This is a genomic window from Asanoa sp. NPDC050611 (genome assembly GCF_040654855.1).
GTDB lineage: Bacteria > Actinomycetota > Actinomycetes > Mycobacteriales > Micromonosporaceae > Asanoa.
This window is the reverse complement of record NZ_JBFAIU010000068.1, coordinates 1-15,007: the sequence shown is the minus strand read 5'-3', so window position 1 is coordinate 15,007 and position 15,007 is coordinate 1. Positions and strand designations below refer to the sequence as shown.

13 protein-coding genes, 21 tRNA genes and 1 pseudogene are annotated in these 15,007 nt (G+C 70.6%); 4 read left to right on the top strand and 31 right to left on the bottom strand.

Annotated elements, in window-relative coordinates; translation table 11 throughout:
* Position 1: 1 nt before the first annotated feature.
* The 26 genes from nudC to AB0H87_RS13490 form a co-directional block, all read right to left on the bottom strand.
* Positions 2 to 901, bottom strand: coding sequence for an NAD(+) diphosphatase (nudC, locus tag AB0H87_RS13615; RefSeq protein WP_360143749.1), 900 nt, complete (start codon positions 899 to 901; stop codon positions 2 to 4).
* Positions 902 to 933: 32 nt separating this feature from the next.
* Positions 934 to 2,466, bottom strand: a complete 1,533-nt coding sequence (locus tag AB0H87_RS13610; protein WP_360143746.1) for a TROVE domain-containing protein — start codon at positions 2,464 to 2,466, stop codon at positions 934 to 936.
* Between the two features lie 66 nt (positions 2,467 to 2,532).
* Positions 2,533 to 2,602 (bottom strand) — tRNA-OTHER (locus tag AB0H87_RS13605).
* 31 nt (positions 2,603 to 2,633) lie between these two features.
* Positions 2,634 to 2,707 (bottom strand) — tRNA-Ile (locus AB0H87_RS13600).
* Positions 2,708 to 3,076: 369 nt separating this feature from the next.
* Positions 3,077 to 3,148, bottom strand: a tRNA-Arg gene (locus tag AB0H87_RS13595).
* A 4-nt stretch (positions 3,149 to 3,152) separates the two neighbouring features.
* A tRNA-Tyr gene (locus AB0H87_RS13590) sits at positions 3,153 to 3,234 on the bottom strand.
* 1 nt (position 3,235) lies between these two features.
* Positions 3,236 to 3,311 (bottom strand) — tRNA-His (locus AB0H87_RS13585).
* A gap of 524 nt (positions 3,312 to 3,835) precedes the next feature.
* Positions 3,836 to 3,907 (bottom strand) — tRNA-Val (locus AB0H87_RS13580).
* A gap of 5 nt (positions 3,908 to 3,912) precedes the next feature.
* Positions 3,913 to 3,984, bottom strand: a tRNA-Asn gene (locus tag AB0H87_RS13575).
* Between the two features lie 32 nt (positions 3,985 to 4,016).
* Positions 4,017 to 4,095: transfer RNA gene (locus AB0H87_RS13570), tRNA-Met, on the bottom strand.
* Positions 4,096 to 4,097: 2 nt separating this feature from the next.
* Positions 4,098 to 4,171, bottom strand: a tRNA-Lys gene (locus tag AB0H87_RS13565).
* A gap of 74 nt (positions 4,172 to 4,245) precedes the next feature.
* Positions 4,246 to 4,333 (bottom strand) — tRNA-Ser (locus AB0H87_RS13560).
* A gap of 1 nt (position 4,334) precedes the next feature.
* A tRNA-Pro gene (locus AB0H87_RS13555) sits at positions 4,335 to 4,411 on the bottom strand.
* A gap of 5 nt (positions 4,412 to 4,416) precedes the next feature.
* A tRNA-Arg gene (locus AB0H87_RS13550) sits at positions 4,417 to 4,488 on the bottom strand.
* Between the two features lie 12 nt (positions 4,489 to 4,500).
* Positions 4,501 to 4,574 (bottom strand) — tRNA-Leu (locus AB0H87_RS13545).
* Between the two features lie 76 nt (positions 4,575 to 4,650).
* Positions 4,651 to 4,724: transfer RNA gene (locus tag AB0H87_RS13540), tRNA-Thr, on the bottom strand.
* A gap of 15 nt (positions 4,725 to 4,739) precedes the next feature.
* Positions 4,740 to 4,813 (bottom strand) — tRNA-Leu (locus AB0H87_RS13535).
* Positions 4,814 to 4,824: 11 nt separating this feature from the next.
* Positions 4,825 to 4,895: transfer RNA gene (locus AB0H87_RS13530), tRNA-Gln, on the bottom strand.
* Between the two features lie 36 nt (positions 4,896 to 4,931).
* Complete coding sequence (locus AB0H87_RS13525) at positions 4,932 to 5,372, bottom strand: HNH endonuclease (protein WP_360143743.1); 441 nt, start codon at positions 5,370 to 5,372, stop codon at positions 4,932 to 4,934.
* Between the two features lie 34 nt (positions 5,373 to 5,406).
* A tRNA-Gly gene (locus AB0H87_RS13520) sits at positions 5,407 to 5,479 on the bottom strand.
* Between the two features lie 3 nt (positions 5,480 to 5,482).
* Positions 5,483 to 5,556 (bottom strand) — tRNA-Leu (locus tag AB0H87_RS13515).
* Between the two features lie 7 nt (positions 5,557 to 5,563).
* A tRNA-Gly gene (locus AB0H87_RS13510) sits at positions 5,564 to 5,636 on the bottom strand.
* Positions 5,637 to 5,648: 12 nt separating this feature from the next.
* A tRNA-Glu gene (locus tag AB0H87_RS13505) sits at positions 5,649 to 5,721 on the bottom strand.
* A 4-nt stretch (positions 5,722 to 5,725) separates the two neighbouring features.
* Positions 5,726 to 5,798: transfer RNA gene (locus tag AB0H87_RS13500), tRNA-Pro, on the bottom strand.
* A 393-nt stretch (positions 5,799 to 6,191) separates the two neighbouring features.
* A complete protein-coding gene (locus tag AB0H87_RS13495) occupies positions 6,192 to 8,546 on the bottom strand; it encodes an ABC transporter permease (protein WP_360143740.1) in 2,355 nt (784 codons plus the stop codon).
* Positions 8,543 to 9,226, bottom strand: coding sequence for an ABC transporter ATP-binding protein (locus AB0H87_RS13490; RefSeq protein WP_360143737.1), 684 nt, complete (start codon positions 9,224 to 9,226; stop codon positions 8,543 to 8,545). Before AB0H87_RS13490 ends, AB0H87_RS13495 begins: the two co-directional genes overlap by 4 nt.
* Before the next feature lie 138 nt (positions 9,227 to 9,364).
* On the opposite strand from AB0H87_RS13490, the gene AB0H87_RS13485 reads away from it, so the two are divergent.
* Complete coding sequence (locus AB0H87_RS13485) at positions 9,365 to 10,153, top strand: histidine kinase (protein WP_360143734.1); 789 nt, start codon at positions 9,365 to 9,367, stop codon at positions 10,151 to 10,153.
* A complete protein-coding gene (locus AB0H87_RS13480) occupies positions 10,150 to 10,815 on the top strand; it encodes a response regulator transcription factor (protein ID WP_360143731.1) in 666 nt (221 codons plus the stop codon). The genes AB0H87_RS13485 and AB0H87_RS13480 overlap by 4 nt, the downstream gene beginning before the upstream one ends.
* Before the next feature lie 75 nt (positions 10,816 to 10,890).
* Here the strand turns inward: AB0H87_RS13480 and AB0H87_RS13475 are convergent, their stop codons facing one another.
* Complete coding sequence (locus AB0H87_RS13475; RefSeq protein ID WP_360143728.1) at positions 10,891 to 11,163, bottom strand: hypothetical protein; 273 nt, start codon at positions 11,161 to 11,163, stop codon at positions 10,891 to 10,893.
* Between the two features lie 400 nt (positions 11,164 to 11,563).
* On the opposite strand from AB0H87_RS13475, the gene AB0H87_RS13470 reads away from it, so the two are divergent.
* Positions 11,564 to 11,746: a DUF397 domain-containing protein gene (locus AB0H87_RS13470; protein ID WP_360143725.1), complete on the top strand. Its 183-nt coding sequence runs from the start codon at positions 11,564 to 11,566 to the stop codon at positions 11,744 to 11,746.
* A gap of 67 nt (positions 11,747 to 11,813) precedes the next feature.
* Here the strand turns inward: AB0H87_RS13470 and AB0H87_RS13465 are convergent, their stop codons facing one another.
* Together AB0H87_RS13465 and AB0H87_RS13460 are read right to left on the bottom strand one after the other, a co-directional pair.
* Complete coding sequence (locus AB0H87_RS13465; protein WP_360143722.1) at positions 11,814 to 12,629, bottom strand: SAM-dependent methyltransferase; 816 nt, start codon at positions 12,627 to 12,629, stop codon at positions 11,814 to 11,816.
* A gap of 85 nt (positions 12,630 to 12,714) precedes the next feature.
* Positions 12,715 to 13,527 (bottom strand): helix-turn-helix transcriptional regulator, encoded by an 813-nt coding sequence (locus AB0H87_RS13460; protein ID WP_360143719.1) that lies wholly within the window; start codon positions 13,525 to 13,527, stop codon positions 12,715 to 12,717.
* 160 nt (positions 13,528 to 13,687) lie between these two features.
* Between AB0H87_RS13460 and AB0H87_RS13455 the strand changes: the two genes are divergently transcribed.
* A complete protein-coding gene (locus tag AB0H87_RS13455) occupies positions 13,688 to 13,927 on the top strand; it encodes a hypothetical protein (protein WP_360143716.1) in 240 nt (79 codons plus the stop codon).
* 7 nt (positions 13,928 to 13,934) lie between these two features.
* On the opposite strand, the gene AB0H87_RS13450 is transcribed toward AB0H87_RS13455, so the two are convergent.
* Positions 13,935 to 14,570, bottom strand: coding sequence for an SRPBCC domain-containing protein (locus AB0H87_RS13450; protein WP_360143713.1), 636 nt, complete (start codon positions 14,568 to 14,570; stop codon positions 13,935 to 13,937).
* A gap of 27 nt (positions 14,571 to 14,597) precedes the next feature.
* Positions 14,598 to 15,007, bottom strand: a pseudogene (locus AB0H87_RS13445) (hypothetical protein); the annotation flags it as partial.

The following is a 15,007-nucleotide window of genomic DNA, read 5'->3' as shown; positions in this document are numbered from 1 at the left end:
GTCAGGCGGACAGGCCGGCCCACGACCGCAGCAGGTGACCGCCGATCGAGTCCGGCGGTCCCGAACCCGGACCGTCGACGATCCGCGCGACAACCTCGCCGCGGGTGAACCATCGGGCCTCCAGCAACTCCACGCCGTCGACCGCGACGGCCTCGCTCGTGGCCCGGGCGACGAAACCCGCCATCAAGCCGGACGGGAAGGGCCAGCCCTGTGACCCCTGGTAGGTCACCGCGCCCACCGTGAGCCCCGCCTCCTCGGCGACCTCGCGCCGCACCGCGCCCTCCATGCTCTCGCCGACCTCGACGAACCCCGCCAGCAACGAGAAGCCGTCGGGGCCCGCGCCCCGGTGCCGGGCCAGCAGGCAGCGCGGTGCGGGACCTGGGCTCTCCACCAGTGCGATGACGGCCGGCTCGACCTGCGGGAACATTTGGCGTCCACACTGGATGCATTCGCGCACATGTCCGGCGTGGAGGCTCGACGCCGGACTGCCGCACGTGCCGCAGAACCGCGTGCGCCGGTTCCAATGCAGCAGGCCCCGCGCGTACGCCAACGTCGAAAGCTCCGGGCCCGGCAGGCCACCCGCCAAGCCGCGGAGGTCGACGCTGGCGTCCGCGCCGGCCAGCCGCAGCGCCTCGCCCTCCTCGACCTCGCTGAGGTCGGCCGCGAACACCGCCGTCGACCCGTCGAGGTGCAGCAGGACCGTCTGGGTGGCGGCCGCGAGCACGGCGCGGGCGGCCGGACCGATGAGCGTGACCGGGGCCGCGGCGACCAGCGGTCGGTCACGCCACATCGGCACCACCCGGGTGTCGTCACGCTCCAACCGCTGCGCGACCCAGCCCGGATCCGCCCGCCGGTCCGGGGCGCGGTCACCCGGTGTCGCCGTGTACGCCAGACCTTCCACGTGGTGCGACCCTACGCGGCCGAGGGCGGCGGTCAGCGCAGCTCCCAGGGCCACGCGGCGTCCCGACCCGCCTCCAGCAGCGGAATCATCCGGAACGCCTGGTCCGTGAGGCCGCCGAACGTGTGCCGGTTGGCCGTGCCCGACGGCGCGTGGCCCAGCCGGTAGCCGGCAAGGTTCCACGTGTACATCGGCACCTTCGCCGGCACGGCCTTGTCGACGTCGCCGCCGGCCGAGGCCTGTTCGTCCGTCACCACGACCACCCGGTCGTGGCCGGCGAAGTGGCGCCGGAGCGCCTCCGCCGTGTCCGTGCCGTACCCGATGAAGAAGCCGTCCGTCTTCCAGCGCTCGATCGACCGCAGCAGCGACTCGCCCCGCCGCAGCGGGAAGACCTTGCTTCCGGTCGAGAACGACACCACATCGGCGTACGCGCAGCGCTGCGCAAGGGCGACCCCGAACACGACCGCGGCGTCCCACCGCAGCAGCGTGCCGTCCTTGCTGAACGACGAGTGCATCGAGCCCGACGTGTCGACCAGCACGAGGGTACGGCCGCCCAGCCGCGGGATCGACGCCAGCGCGTGGCCGATCGCCTGCTCCAGCGGGTAGGCCCAGCGCAGCGACGGGGCCGCCCGGTGCGCCGACAGGAACCGCATCGGCAGCTGCCGCGACGTCGCCACCTGGGCCGGGTCGGCCAGCCGCGTGGCGACCGTGGCCGCGATCTCGTCCGGGACGCCGGCCCGGTCGAGGTTGCGCAGGTTCCGCAGCAGGGCCATGTAGCCCATGCCCGGGACCAGCGCCGCCCACAGCGCCGCCCGCTCGAGCCGGTCGCCGGCCAGCGACAGCACGTCCTCCCAGGTCATGCCGGCTGCGCGCAGCCGGTCGGCGGCGAGCAGCACGCCCGGGTCGTCGACCACGGCCCGGCGCAGCTCCGCGTTCGCGGCCAGCATCGGCAGCGACGCGCGGACCACCTCGGCGCGGCCGTGCCGGCGCTCCAGCGCGGCCATGAACAGGTCGCCCTGCCACGGCGCGGCCGGCGCCGGGTGCACCAGGTCGATGACGTCGGCGAACCGGAACCCCTTGGCGGCGGTGTCGTACTTGAGCAGGCCGTACTCCGTGTAGAGGCGGGCGACCGCGTCGGCGATGCCGCGCTTGACCGGCTTCGGGATCGTGCGGCCGTAGCGCGACGTCCAGTAGGCCAGCGCCTCACCCGGCTCGTCGGCGCGGCGCAGCACCGAGGCGACGATCTGCCGGCCGCCCGGGACGCCGGCCGCGAGCAGCGCCCGCGCGGCTTCCAGGGCGCCGACCAGCGCGGCCGAGCGCATGTTCGCGTCGCTGCGCAGCCAGCCGAGGAATCCGGCGAGCCAGCGCGGGTCGGCGACGGCGACGTCGCGGACCAGCGTGGCGTACCGGCTGTCGCGGTCGTCGGCGGCCTCGTAGAAGGTGGCCTCGCCGACCATGTTGGTCACGGCGAGCAGGAACAGCTCGGTCTTGCGGTCGCGCGCGTACCCCGGCGCGCCCTCGTACGTGACGCCCACCGCGCGGGTCTTCGTGGCATTGAACTTCGACATCGGTTGGATCCTTCCGCCAGCGGGAGCGGTCAGCCGTGGGACTCCACAGTGGATGGCATCGAGGCCTGGTGGGGAGTCGAACCCCGGGCCCCTTTCGGGGAAACGGTTTTGCAGACCGCCCGCCGCACCGGCAACGCGACCAGACCATGGCGTACGAGATGAACGCGTGTCGTCGGGTGGACTCGAACCACCGATCTCTTCGTTATCAGCGAAGCGCCCTCACCAGCTAGGCCACGACGACGTGGGTGGGTGCCCGAGATCAAACCGGTCCGGCGTCGTTAGGCGCTCTACCACTTGAGCTACACCGGCCGTGGCCGGCGGCGGGCCTCGAACCCGCAACCTCCCGCTCCCTGGGCGAAGAACTCCGAACCTGCGCACCGGGCACACAGCCTGGGCTCCCCGAGATCAAGGCGGCGACGGCATGATGCGGGTATCGAATCCCGCCGACCCGTGCAGGGTCGTTCACCGGAGAAGTAGCCGTCACCTGCGCACCGGGGAGGTGCGTCATGCCGGGACCGCACCGCGGCCCCACGTCGCAGGCCCCGGTGTCGAACCGGGCGGACCGCCGTTATGAGCAGCGGCTGGGCAGCCAACGCCCGCCTGCGTCGCGTACCCCCGGCTGGATTCGAACCAGCGACCTCGGCCTTCGGAGGGCCGCGCTCTTCCGCTGAGCTACGAGGGCATCGTGAGAGCGGAGGGATTCGAACCCCCTGAGCCGAAGCAACTGGGTTACAGCCAGCCCCACCTCTCCAACGGTGGCGCGCTCCCGTGGGGTGGTCGCGGGGACTCGAACCCACGCCTTCCGGACCCACAATCCGGCGCTCTTCCAACTGAGCTACGACCACCACGTTGACCGCCTCACCCTTGCTCGGTGAGCCCGGCCCTTCCTCATGCCATTCCGCCCGCCGAAGGTCTCCGTCTGAGCGTGACAGTTCGCGCACAGGAGGCGGAGATTCACCATGCGGTTGTCGTTGTTGACCCCGTTCGCGTGATCGATCTGCAACGGCGCCGGTAGGCCACACCACTCGGTGATACCGCAGACGGCGCAGGCACGGCCTGTGACCATTTGGAGGTATCGACTGCGAAGAAGATGAGGGCTGGCTGTGGAGTGCTCGACGAAGATGCCGTCGTTTGACACCCGCGGCGTATGCTCCCCACGCCTCCAGGCCCTACCCGAAAAATGCGCGTAGCTAAGACCAAGCGCGTCCGCATGACGCCGGAGGTGCATCGAGTTCGACGTTATGCCGAGTCTGGCGGCGACGTCCTTCCATGTCTTCGATTCAGCGACCGCGTCGACCAGTTCAGCCTGCGTCCACCTTGGAATGCGCCATGTGGCCACCCATGAATCCCAGATATGACAAGAAAACCGTGCCCGGGCCTGGGATCGAACCAGGGACCGCTGCTGTGTGAAAGCAGTGCTCTTCCGCTGAGCTACCCGGGCGTGCGCTCCCCCGGCTGGTCTCGAACCAACAACCTTGCCCTTAACAGGGGCCTGCTCTGCCATTGAGCTACGGGGGAATGGTCGCTCTTCCAACTGACCGGACGATACGTGGAAGCGGGAGCGGGATTCGAACCCGCGATTTCAGGCTTATGAGGCCTGCGAGGACGACCGAGCTCCTCTATCCCGCAAGTGCGCCGCGCAGGACTCGAACCTGCGATCTCCCGATTAAGAGTCGGCTGCTCTACCATGCTGAGCTAGCGGCGCTTGAAATCCACACTGGACATGACTCCACGCTATCCACCTTGCGTTGGATTGGCGTTTGTTGAGCCGTTTCTCGCTGGCGGAGGACACAGGACTTGAACCCGCGGCCTTTCGGCCGGCTCCGGTTTTCGAGACCGGCTGCGGCACCGTGCCGCGCTATCCTCCTTGGTCGGGCTGGCCGGATTTGAACCGACGACCTCTGCTTCCCGAAAGCAGCGCGCTACCAAACTGCGCCACAGCCCGATGTGTGCCCCTGGGAGGAGTCGAACCTCCACTTCCGGCTTCGTAGACCGGCACTCTGTCCATTGAGCTACAAGGGCATATTCCGTGAGTACCCGCGAAGGGATTCGAACCCCTAACCTTCCGGCCCTGAACCGGACGCCTCTTCCTGTTGGGCTACGCGGGCCTGCGTGGAGTGACGCGGTATCGAACCGCGCACGCGAAGCTTGCAAGGCAACGCTGTGCACCTGCACCCACCCCCGAGCCGCCGCCCGGGTTCGAACCGGGGACCTTCCGCTTACGAGGCGGACGCTCTGGCCAACTGAGCTACGGCGGCGAAACAAAAGAAACGTGCCCTCGGCGCGATTCGAACGCGCAACCTACGGCCCCTCAGACCGTCGCCTCTGCCAGTTGGGCCACGAGGGCAGTGCCACGAGCTCCCGGACAAGGATTCGAACCTCGATCTGCTGGGCCAGAACCAGCCGTCCTGCCGTTGGACGATCCGGGAAGGCGCGGCCGGCGGTAGGGAGACCGCCGGCCGCGGTCAGCGCCGGGCGAGTGACGCCCACGACGGGGTCGTCGGCTCGTGCCGCAGGACCATCCCGGCCTCGGCCGGGGTGCGGTCACCCTTGCGCTGGTTGCAGCCGTCGCAGGCCGCGATGGTGTTGGTCCAGGTGTTGCGGCCGCCGCGCGAGCGGGGCAGGACGTGGTCGACCGTGCTGGCGTGGCCGCCGCAGTAGCCGCACCGGCGCCCGTCACGGATCAGGACTCCCTGCCGCGACCAGCCCGGCACCGCCGTGTAGCGCCACTTCGTGACCACGTAGCGGACGAGGCGCACGACGGTCGGCACGGGATAGACGCCGATCAGCCCGTCGGGCCGGGACTCGTGGACCTCGGCGACCTGCCGGACGAGCATCCGCACGGCGTGCCGCAGACTGACCCGGTGGAGCGGGCCGAGGTCGGCGTTGATGACCAGGACGTCCACCGGGCCTCCTTTCAGCGAAATTGTCGAGGTGAAGAGCGGATGACCGGGTTCGAACCGGTGACCTGCACCCTGGCAAGGTGCCGCGCTGCCAACTGCGCCACATCCGCGCGTGCCGAGGGCGGGATTCGAACCCGCACCATCCCGGTTTTGAGCCGGGCACCTCTTCCGATTGGGTCACCTCGGCGAAAGAGAGCGGCCGGCGGGCACCGACCCCGCTTCTCCGGTTTGGAAGACCGACGTGTCCGCCGAGTTCACCACGACCGCTTGGCATTGACGTAGGCCGTGCCGGGATCGAACCGGCGATCTCCTGATTGAGAGTCAGGTGAGCGTTCCGCTGCTCCGACGGCCCAAAGTCGGGAACCGGGGAGTCGAACCCCGCGCTTCCTGCTCCCAAAGCAGGTCCGGTCACCGAGCCGGTCGTTCCCGAAGTCCCTCGGCGGCAAAAGAGCCGAGGGACACGGATGCCATCCACTGTGGAGTTCTCAAATCACATACCCAACCGGACCAATCGGCCCGGTAGGAAAGCAGGGCGAATCTGCAACAGGAGATCGACGCAAAAGAAGACGCCGCCCGGTCCCTTGCGGGTGGGCGGCGTCAGCGCTCGAAAAACGCAGCGCTACGTCGGCCACCGACCGGCGTGAATTGTGGCTTCGTAACCGGACAACCCGGCGAGACTGGGCAGGGTCGCGTTGCCGCACGGCATGCACCGTTGCGGTCGTCGCGAATCCCACTGCTTCAACATCTCCGGGTCTCCTTGCTCGTTGGTGTCTGTATTCAAAGGTAGGTCGTGCGAAGCGACAGGGCAACGGAATAACGAGATCATTCGTTGTGAAGTACTTCGGCGATCGTCAGCCGGGCCGCGCCACCGGCCGGGACCAGCGCCCCGATCAGCGCGATCGCCAATCCGGCCAGGGCCAGCAGGGCGAGGGTCGGGGCGTGCCAGACCGCCATGACGGCGCTCGGCAGCGTCACCTGGCTCGCGTCCGCGGCCTCCGGCACGATGAAACGGTGGGCCACCACGCCCACGGGGATGCCGAGCAGACCACCGGCGACGCCGACGACGACCATCGACGACAGCACCATCGTGACGACCTGGCGCGGCGTCATCCCGATCGACTTGAGCATCCCCAGGTCCCGCCGGCGCTCGCGGACGTTGAGCACGACCGTGTTGAACACACCCAGGGCGGCCACAGTGGACAGCAGCAGGGCCAGCGTCGACGCGAAGCCGACGATCGTCACCAGCATGTCGCTCAGTTGCGAGGTGTCCCAGGCGTCCAGCCCCGCGTCGGCGGCATGGACCGCGCGGACGTACGCCGCGACGTCACCGCCGTCGACGAGCTGGACCTGATAGCTGACCTCGTGCACCGGGACGTCCAGGTCCGGTGCCAGCGCGGTGAGGACGGTCCAGTCGGCGACGATGCTCGGCGGCCCGTTGGGGCCGTCCATCACCTCTCCGACGATGGTCAGCGTTCGCAGCGCGGAGCCGAGCCGCACCGTCAACTGGTCACCGACCGACAGGTCGCGCTCGCGCATCAACTGCGCCGCCACGACGGTCTCCCCCGGTCCGGACATCCACCGCCCTGACGTGAGCTCGTCGGCGTACCCCATCGTGGAGTAGTCACCGCGGAAGAAGTTCACGTCGAGCGCCTCGGTCTCACCCACGACCGACACCGGAAGGGTGTACCTGGCCGTGACCCGCGCGGCGCCCGGCAGCCCGCGCAGCAGTTCCTCGATCTGCGCGTCGGTGCGGGTCGTGGCCACCGGCGGCGCGGGCGGCGGCGCCCCGTCGGGCACGATCCTGGTGGAGCCGTCGGACGGGTTCACCACGACCTGCCCGTCGGACCGGTCCTGGATCGCGGCGACCCGGACCAGGGTGTTGGCCAGCCCGGTCGCGAACGTCACCGTGGTGACGCCGAGCAGGACCGCGGCGACCGTGAACGAGGTCCGGCCGGGCCGCGCGAACGGCTGTCCCAGACCGAGCGAGATCGCCCGCGGCAGGCGTACGCCCGCCAGCCGGTGCTGCACCCGCGTGCCGCGGCCGACCCGCGGCGCGCTGCCCGCGGTGATCGCCTCGGCCGCCGACAGGCGGTGTGCCCTGGTGGCCGGCACGAACGCGGCGAGCAGCACCGTCAACGGCACGCCGACCAGCACGGCCAGCCAGATCCAGCCGTTGGCCACGCCGCCGGGATCCAGCCCGAGCCCCTGGAAACCGTCCCGGATCAGCGGTTGCGCCGCGACGGTGCCCAGCACGGTGCCGAGCACGCAGGCCACGACCGCCGGCACCGACACCATCAGCAGGTAGACGGCGACCACCTGGCGGGGCGTGAACCCGAGTGCCTTGAGGATGCCGATGTGCCGGTAGCCGGAGACGACCGCGCCGCTGACCACGTTGCCGACGATCACGATCCCGACGACCAGGCCCAGCACGCCGAACGTGGCGAGCAGCGGCACGTACACCGCGACGTCCATGGAAACGCGTTCCTTGACGACGTTGTACGCCTGCGAGGCGACCAGCGCTTTCGGCGGCAGCCCGGCCGTCACGGCGGCCAGTGACCGCTCGACGGCGGCCGCGCTCGACACGTCGCCGGTGAACCGGTAGAGCATCTGGATCTCCGTCGGTCGCAGCGCCGCGAGCTGCGCCGGGGTCACCCACGCGTCGGCCGAACCCGCGAGGCTGTACGCCCAGCCGACGATGGTGAACCGCGTCCCGCCCAGCGTGATCGTCGCGCCCTCCGGCGGGAGCATGTCGTGCACCGGCTCGTTGAGCACGATCTCGCCGGGCGCCGCCGGCCACCGGCCGCGCCACAGGTCGAGCTTGTCGACCTCGCCACCCGGGTCGCCGCGGCCGACGACCCGCAGCGGCCCCCGCGGCCCCGGCCCTACGCGCTCCTCGGGCAGGAGGGTCGCGAGGCCGAACGGCCCGACCGCGGCCGCCACCCCCGTGCGCGCGCCGGTGAGCTGGTCCGCGGTGACGACCGCGGGGTCGAACTCCGCGATCGCGTGCGGCCCGGCCTGCCGCGCGAAGGCCCTGTCGAACGGCGCGGACGTGGCCGACAACAGCGCCAACGCCACCACGATCGTCGTGGTCGACAACAGCACGACCAGCCCGATCACAAAGGTCTGCACGCGCCGGCGCCGCACCGCCGCCCGCGCCGCCCGCCACACGGCGTTCATGCGCGTTCCAGAGCGCGCTCGTTGGTGACGCGGCCGTCGGCGAGCTCGACCACCCGGCTCGCGCAGCGGGTGGCGAGGCGCTCGTCGTGCGTGACGATCAGCAGCGTCTGCCCGATCTGGTTGAGGTCGAGCAGCAGGTCCATCACCTGCTCGCCCGACCGGCTGTCCAACGCCCCCGTCGGCTCGTCGGCCAGCAGCAGTCCGGGCCGGTTCATCAGCGCCCGCGCGACCGCCACCCGCTGCCGCTCGCCCCCGCTGAGCGCCGCCGGGTAGACGTTGCGGCGGTCCGCGACGCCGAGCTCGTCGAGCAGCTCCATGGCCCGCTGTCGCGCCGTCGCGACCCGGGACCCCGTCAGCTGCCCGGCGAGCGCCACGTTGTCCAGCGCCGGCAGGTCGTCGAGCAGGTTGAAGAACTGGAAGATCATGCCGATCCGGTGGCGGCGGAACAGGGCGAGCCTGGTCTCGTTGAGCCGCCCGAGGTCCTGGTCGTGCACCACCACCGAGCCGGACGTCGGGCGGTCCAGCCCGGCGATCATGTTGAGCAGGGTGGACTTGCCGCACCCGGACGGCCCCATCACCGCCACGGCCTCGCCGGCCCGGATCTCCAGGGACACGCCGGCCAGCGCGGTCGTGTCGCCGTACTCTTTGCGGACGTTCTCCAGCCGCACCACTGTGGTCATGCCAAGCAAGCTAGCCACCGACGGCCCCGGCGAGCGTCCGCCGCTGGATGCAATCCGGCACCACCGTCATACCCGGGATGTAGCCGGCTGGGCCCAGCGGATGACGCGGGCCGGGCCTGGTTCTGGGATGGTGGTGGGGTGGGTTGGCTGGTCGCCGCCCTCGCGACCGCGGTCGCGGCGGGCCTGTGCGTGGCGTGGCTGCGTGCCCGCGGCCGGCACCGCCGTGCCCTGGAGGAACGCGGCTGGCTGCTCGAGCGCGAGCGGGAGACCGCCTCGCACAAGGCCGTGGAGGAGGAGCGGGCCCGGATCGCCCGCGAGCTGCACGACATCGTCAGCCACAACGTGAGCCTGATGGTGGTGCAGGCGACCGCGGCCCGCGAGGTGCTCACCACGCTGCCGGACGACGCCGTCGCCGCAATGTCGGCCGTGGAAGGTGCCGGCCGCACGACGATGACCGAGCTGCGGCACATGCTGGGCCTGCTGGCGCCGCAGGCCGACGGGGAGACAACGGACGAACCGCAGCCGAGCCTGCGCCGGCTCACGCCGCTCGTCGACCGGATCGCGTTCGCCGGCCTGCCGGTGGAGGTGCGGATCTCCGGTGAGCCCCGACCGCTGCCGTCCGGTGTCGACGTGACCGCGTACCGGATCGTCCAGGAGGCGCTGACCAACGCCCTCAAGCACGGCTCGGGCGGAAAGGCCGAGGTCACCGTCCGGTACGCCGAGCATTCGCTGCGGGTCGAGGTGCTGACCAGCGGCCCGAGCGTGCTGACCGGCGCCCGGCCGGAACCGCGGAGCACCGACGGCACCGGGCGTGGGCTGCTCGGCCTGCGGCAACGGGTCGCGGTCTACGGCGGCGACCTCGACGCGCGGCGCCGGCTCGGCGGCGGCTACCGGGTCCGCGCCCGCATCCCGGTGGAGTACCCGTGACGCCGAGGGTGCTGATCGCCGACGACCAGGAGCTGATCCGCACCGGCTTCCGCCTGATCCTGACGGCCCGCGGCATCGACGTGGTCGGCGAGGCCGGCGACGGCGCCGAGGCGGTGACCGCGGCCCGGCGGCTGCGCCCGGACGTCGTGCTGATGGACATCCGGATGCCGACGATGAACGGGCTGGACGCGACCCGGCTGATCCTCGACGAGAAGAGCGGCTGCCGGGTGCTGATGCTGACGACCTTCGACCTCGACCGGTACGTCTACGCGGCGCTGCGGATCGGCGCGAGCGGCTTCCTGCTCAAGGACGTCACGGCGGATTACCTGGCCAACGCGGTGCGCCTGGTCACGACCGGGGACGCCCTGCTCGCGCCGTCGATCACGCGGCGGCTGGTGCAGCGCTTCGCGATCGAGGACCGGCAGGAGGACCGGCCCGCGAAACAGACCGAGCTGACGCCGCTGACACCCCGGGAACGCGAGGTGCTGACGCTGCTCGGCCGTGGACTGTCCAACACGGAGCTGGCGAGCGCCCTGACGCTCAGTGAGGCGACGGTGAAGACCCACGTCGCCCGCATCTTCGCCAAGCTGGGGCTACGCGACCGGGCGCAGGCGGTCGTCCTGGCCTACGAGACGGGGCTGGTCACTCCCGGCGACGGATAGTGGAAAAACTCTCGGCCGATCGAGGCAACCTGGCGGCCGCCCAGAGCATCTAATCCAATGTGGACGAAGATGCGGTCAGCGGAGTACGCGCAGCGGCGCGCCGTCGAGATAGGGGTCCTCGTCCTTGCGCGCGGCCAGCGAGTGGGTGGTCACGGTGTCCACGCTGGTGCCTCGACCTTCCGCCGGCCGGTAGCGGACCGTCGCCGCGTGCGGCGAGGAGTGGAGCACGATCCCGGGGCGCCAGCTGCCCGACGTGTGCACCCAGACCCAGGTGCCGGGCTGGAAGCCGGCGTTGGGAACGGTCTCGGGTTCCGTGCGGAGGTTGGGGTCGAGCAGGGGCGCGGCCATGCGGATCATCTCCGTCGCGGTGTGCGGTGCTGGGGGAGCTCGCGGGAGGCGTTGTGTAGATGAGCATCGCAGCCGGCACATCAGCGTGCAAGATTTCACGGCGATCTTTAACATCCTGAGGTCATCCATCGGCGCGAGTTTCAGTTACGCTATGTACCTCGCGGTTTCATGGTGAAAGAAGCAAGCCGCCGACCGCACGCCCAATATCGGTCTCTACCAGGAGCAAGTGGAGCGATGGAAGCTCGAAACAGGCACACGGTGCCGATCTTCGACTACCCAGAGCAACTTCTGGTTTTTGACCTTGCGGGTGTCTGGTTTGCCGGAAACCGTGGTGGGCGCCAGTTTCCACGTCAAATGACCAGAAGGGACTAACCCCATGCCGGACAGCACGGGATGGATCATGTCCAGCCGATCGACGGGCAACGGTGGCAGCTGCGTGGAAGCGCGCCGCCACGAAGGTTGGATCGAGGTGCGCAACAGCAAGAACCGTTCCGGTGGCCTGGTGCGGTTCACCACCGAGGAATGGGACTCGTTCCTCTTCGGCGCCAAGGGCGGCGAGTTCGACCAGCTGCTGACCGACTGAGCACGACAGACACAAAGAAAGAGCGCCGGGCCGGAAAACCGGCCCGGCGCACGCGTTCGCGGGTGCCTCAGCGCACCTTGCCCACGGCGCAGACGCCGCCGCTCTCGGTCGGCCGGTCGACGAAGTCCTGCGGGTCGCCGGGCGCGGGACGCCACTCCGGCAGCCAGACGACGCCGGGCTCGACCAGCTCCAGCCCCTCGAACCAGCCGCCGACCTGTGCCTTGCTGCGCAGGACGAACGGCGTCGCGGTGTCGCGCTTGTAGACGTCCTGCGCGTTGTCCAGGTCGGTCAGGTCCCGCTGCATGCCCTCGGCCGAACCGTGCGAGATGGCCAGGTAGCTGCCCGGCACCAGGGGCCGCAGCAGCTCGCGCACCGCCCCGGCCGCGGCCTCGTCCTCGGAGACGAAGTGCAGCACCGCGACCATCAGCAGGCCGACCGGCTGGTCGAAGTCAATGATCTTGCGGACCTGCGGGTGGTCGAGAATGGACTGCGGGTCGCGCAGGTCCGCCCGGATCGCCGTGGCGTTGTCGTTGCCCTCGAGCAGGTCGAGGCTCTCCGAGACGGCGACCGGGTCCATGTCGACGTAGACGACCCGCGCCTCGGGGACGATCTCCTGGGCGATCTCGTGCACGTTGCCCTCGGTCGGGATGCCGGAGCCGACGTCGAGGAACTGCGTGATGCCCTGGCCGGCCAGGTGCCGCACGGCGCGGCCGAGGAAGGCGCGGTTGGTGCGGGCCAGCAGCGGCACGAACGGGAACATCTTGGTGATGGCCTGCGCGGCGGCCCGGTCGGCCGCGAAGTTGTGCGTGCCGCCCAGGTGGAAGTCGTAGATCCGGGCCGCGGTCGCGGGCTTGTTGTTGCCGTCGTTCGCGACAGAAGCCACGAGCCCTCCCCAGGGTCCAAGGTCGCCAACCGTCAAGGTCCACTATGCCCGAAGGCACCGAACGCTGTCGCCCCGGGGAGAGGGCTCAGAAGTTCTCCAAGGCCACGGAGGCCTTGGTCACCAGATCGAAGACCCGGCGGTATTCGGCGACCTCGTGCTCCTCCTCCAGATAGAGGGCACCGACGTGGGACTCGAGGTAGACCACGTCCGGGTCGTCGGGATCGTCGAAGTCGAGGATGCGGAACGCGCCGGCCATCGCGGCGTGCGCGCCGACCGCGAACGGCAGCACGCGGATCTCCACGTTGTCGCGCTTGGCCGTGCGGCGCAGGTGCTCGATCTGCCCGTCGAGCACCGTCCGGCCGCCGACCGGTCGGCTCAGCGCCCCCTCGCCCAGCACGGTCACCAGGCGGGGGGCGCGGGCTAGTAGCGCGCGCTGGCGCTGCATCCGCAGCTTCACCTGCCGGTGCACGGCCTCGTCGTCACGGGGCTGCTCGGCGCCGAACACCGCCAGCGCGTACTGCTCGGTCTGCAGCTCGCCGGGGATGATCTCGCCGTCGTAGGTGCAGATCTTCGAGGCGCTGGCCTCGAGGCCGACGTAGAGCTTGAACCAGTCCGGGATGACCGGGCTGCCGTCCCACCACTCCTCGCGCGACGTGCCGAGGGCCAGCTCGGCGAGCGCGTCGGTGACGCTCTGGTCGGCGCCGTAGAGCCAGCACAGCGCCCGCACGTTGGCGCCGGTGACGGGAACCTTGCCGGTCTCGATGCGGTGCAGCGTCGGCTCGGAGATGCCGAGCTTGGCCTCCGCGACCTCACGGCGGGACTTGCCGTTGGCGAGCCGCAACTTGGTCAGCCGTCGCCCGAGGGCACGCCGAACCACCCGCTGGCCAGTGACCGGCACTTCCCGACCTCCCATGCATTGCGCCCCGCGACGCCATGTCAACGCCGACACCTTACCGGCGGTGCCAGTCCAGTTACACCATCCGAAGGATCAAATCCCAAAGATCGATCCGGAAGTACGGGGTAGACCGCGCACCACCCTAACGGGGGATACTGCGATCATGCCGCTCCCTACCGGCTATGCCGACCTGGTCCAGCAGGCGTCCGCCGAAGCGCGCGACGGCGCCACCGAGACGGCTGTCCTGCGCGTCCTGCGCGACGGCGGGCTCCAGCTGCTCCCCTCCGCCCGTGCGCTGTGCGACATCTACGACATCGACCTCGGCGAGGCGCAACGGCGCATCGACCGCAGCGGCGTCTGGTCCGACGTCCGCGACGACCGCGCGCCGTTCGGCGTCGGCTAGGGCGCGCCTAGTCCTCGGGGGCGTAGAAGGCGATCGTGTTGGCCACCGCGGCCGTCACCTCGTCGGGTGGAGCGCCGTCGGCGAGCTGTGCCGCGCCCCAGGCCTCCGCGCTGGCCACCATGAACGCCTGCGCCTCGGGCGACTCCTCCCAGCCCTCGGCGTCCTCGAGACCGCCGCCGGCCAGGTGCAGGCCCAGGCCCAGGAACGACAGGTCCCAGCCGACGCCCGTGGCACCGGGGCCGTACTGCGCCCAGAGCTGCGGGTCGACCACCGCGACGTGGCGCAGCAGCAGCTCGGTGCCGCCGTCCGGCTCCGGCGACAGCGTCAGGTGCACCTCGCTGCCGGTGGTCGTGGCGATGTCGGCGCCGAAGATCCAGGTGACGACCAGCTCGGTCGGCCGCTCGCAGCGCAGGATCCGGCCGCCCGCGTTGCCCTCCATCTGATAGAGCCCGCCCACCGTGAAATCGCCGGTGACGGGGAGGAACCAGCGGCCGAGCCGGTCCGGATCGGTCAGCGCGTCCCAGACGTCGTCGGCGGGCGCCGGGAAGCTGCGCCGCAGGACCACCGAGCGCGCCGGGCCCTCGGGCAGGTTCTGCTGGCCCACTTCGCGGGTGGCGGCCTTGATCGCGTCCAGAAAGTCCATGTTCGACACTTTAGAGGAGGGCGTACGTCAGGCCTGCTTCGCCAGGTCCGCACAGCCGCTCTCGTCGGGCAGTATCGGGCGCAGCAGCACGGACCACTGCTTGCCGCCGGACTCCCACGGTGTGGCGGCATTGGCCTTGCCGGCCGCGGCCAGCACCGCCTTGGCCTCGTCGCCCTCGGCCGTCACGCAGCCCACGTCGAGGTTGGCATTGAGCCGGTCGCCGGGCAGCGCCGGGCCGGGCCAGGCCACGGGCGCCTGCGGACCGCCGAGGTCGACCACGTTCTCGGGCTTGACGTAGGGGGTGGCGATCGCCGCGACCGCCTTCGCCGCGTAGCCGCCCTCTTCCTTGACCGCGCCGGCGCCGAGCGTCCCCGGCATCATCGGACAGTTGGTCAACCTCGTCGAGAACGGCGAGCCCGTGCGGATGTCGAAGCGGG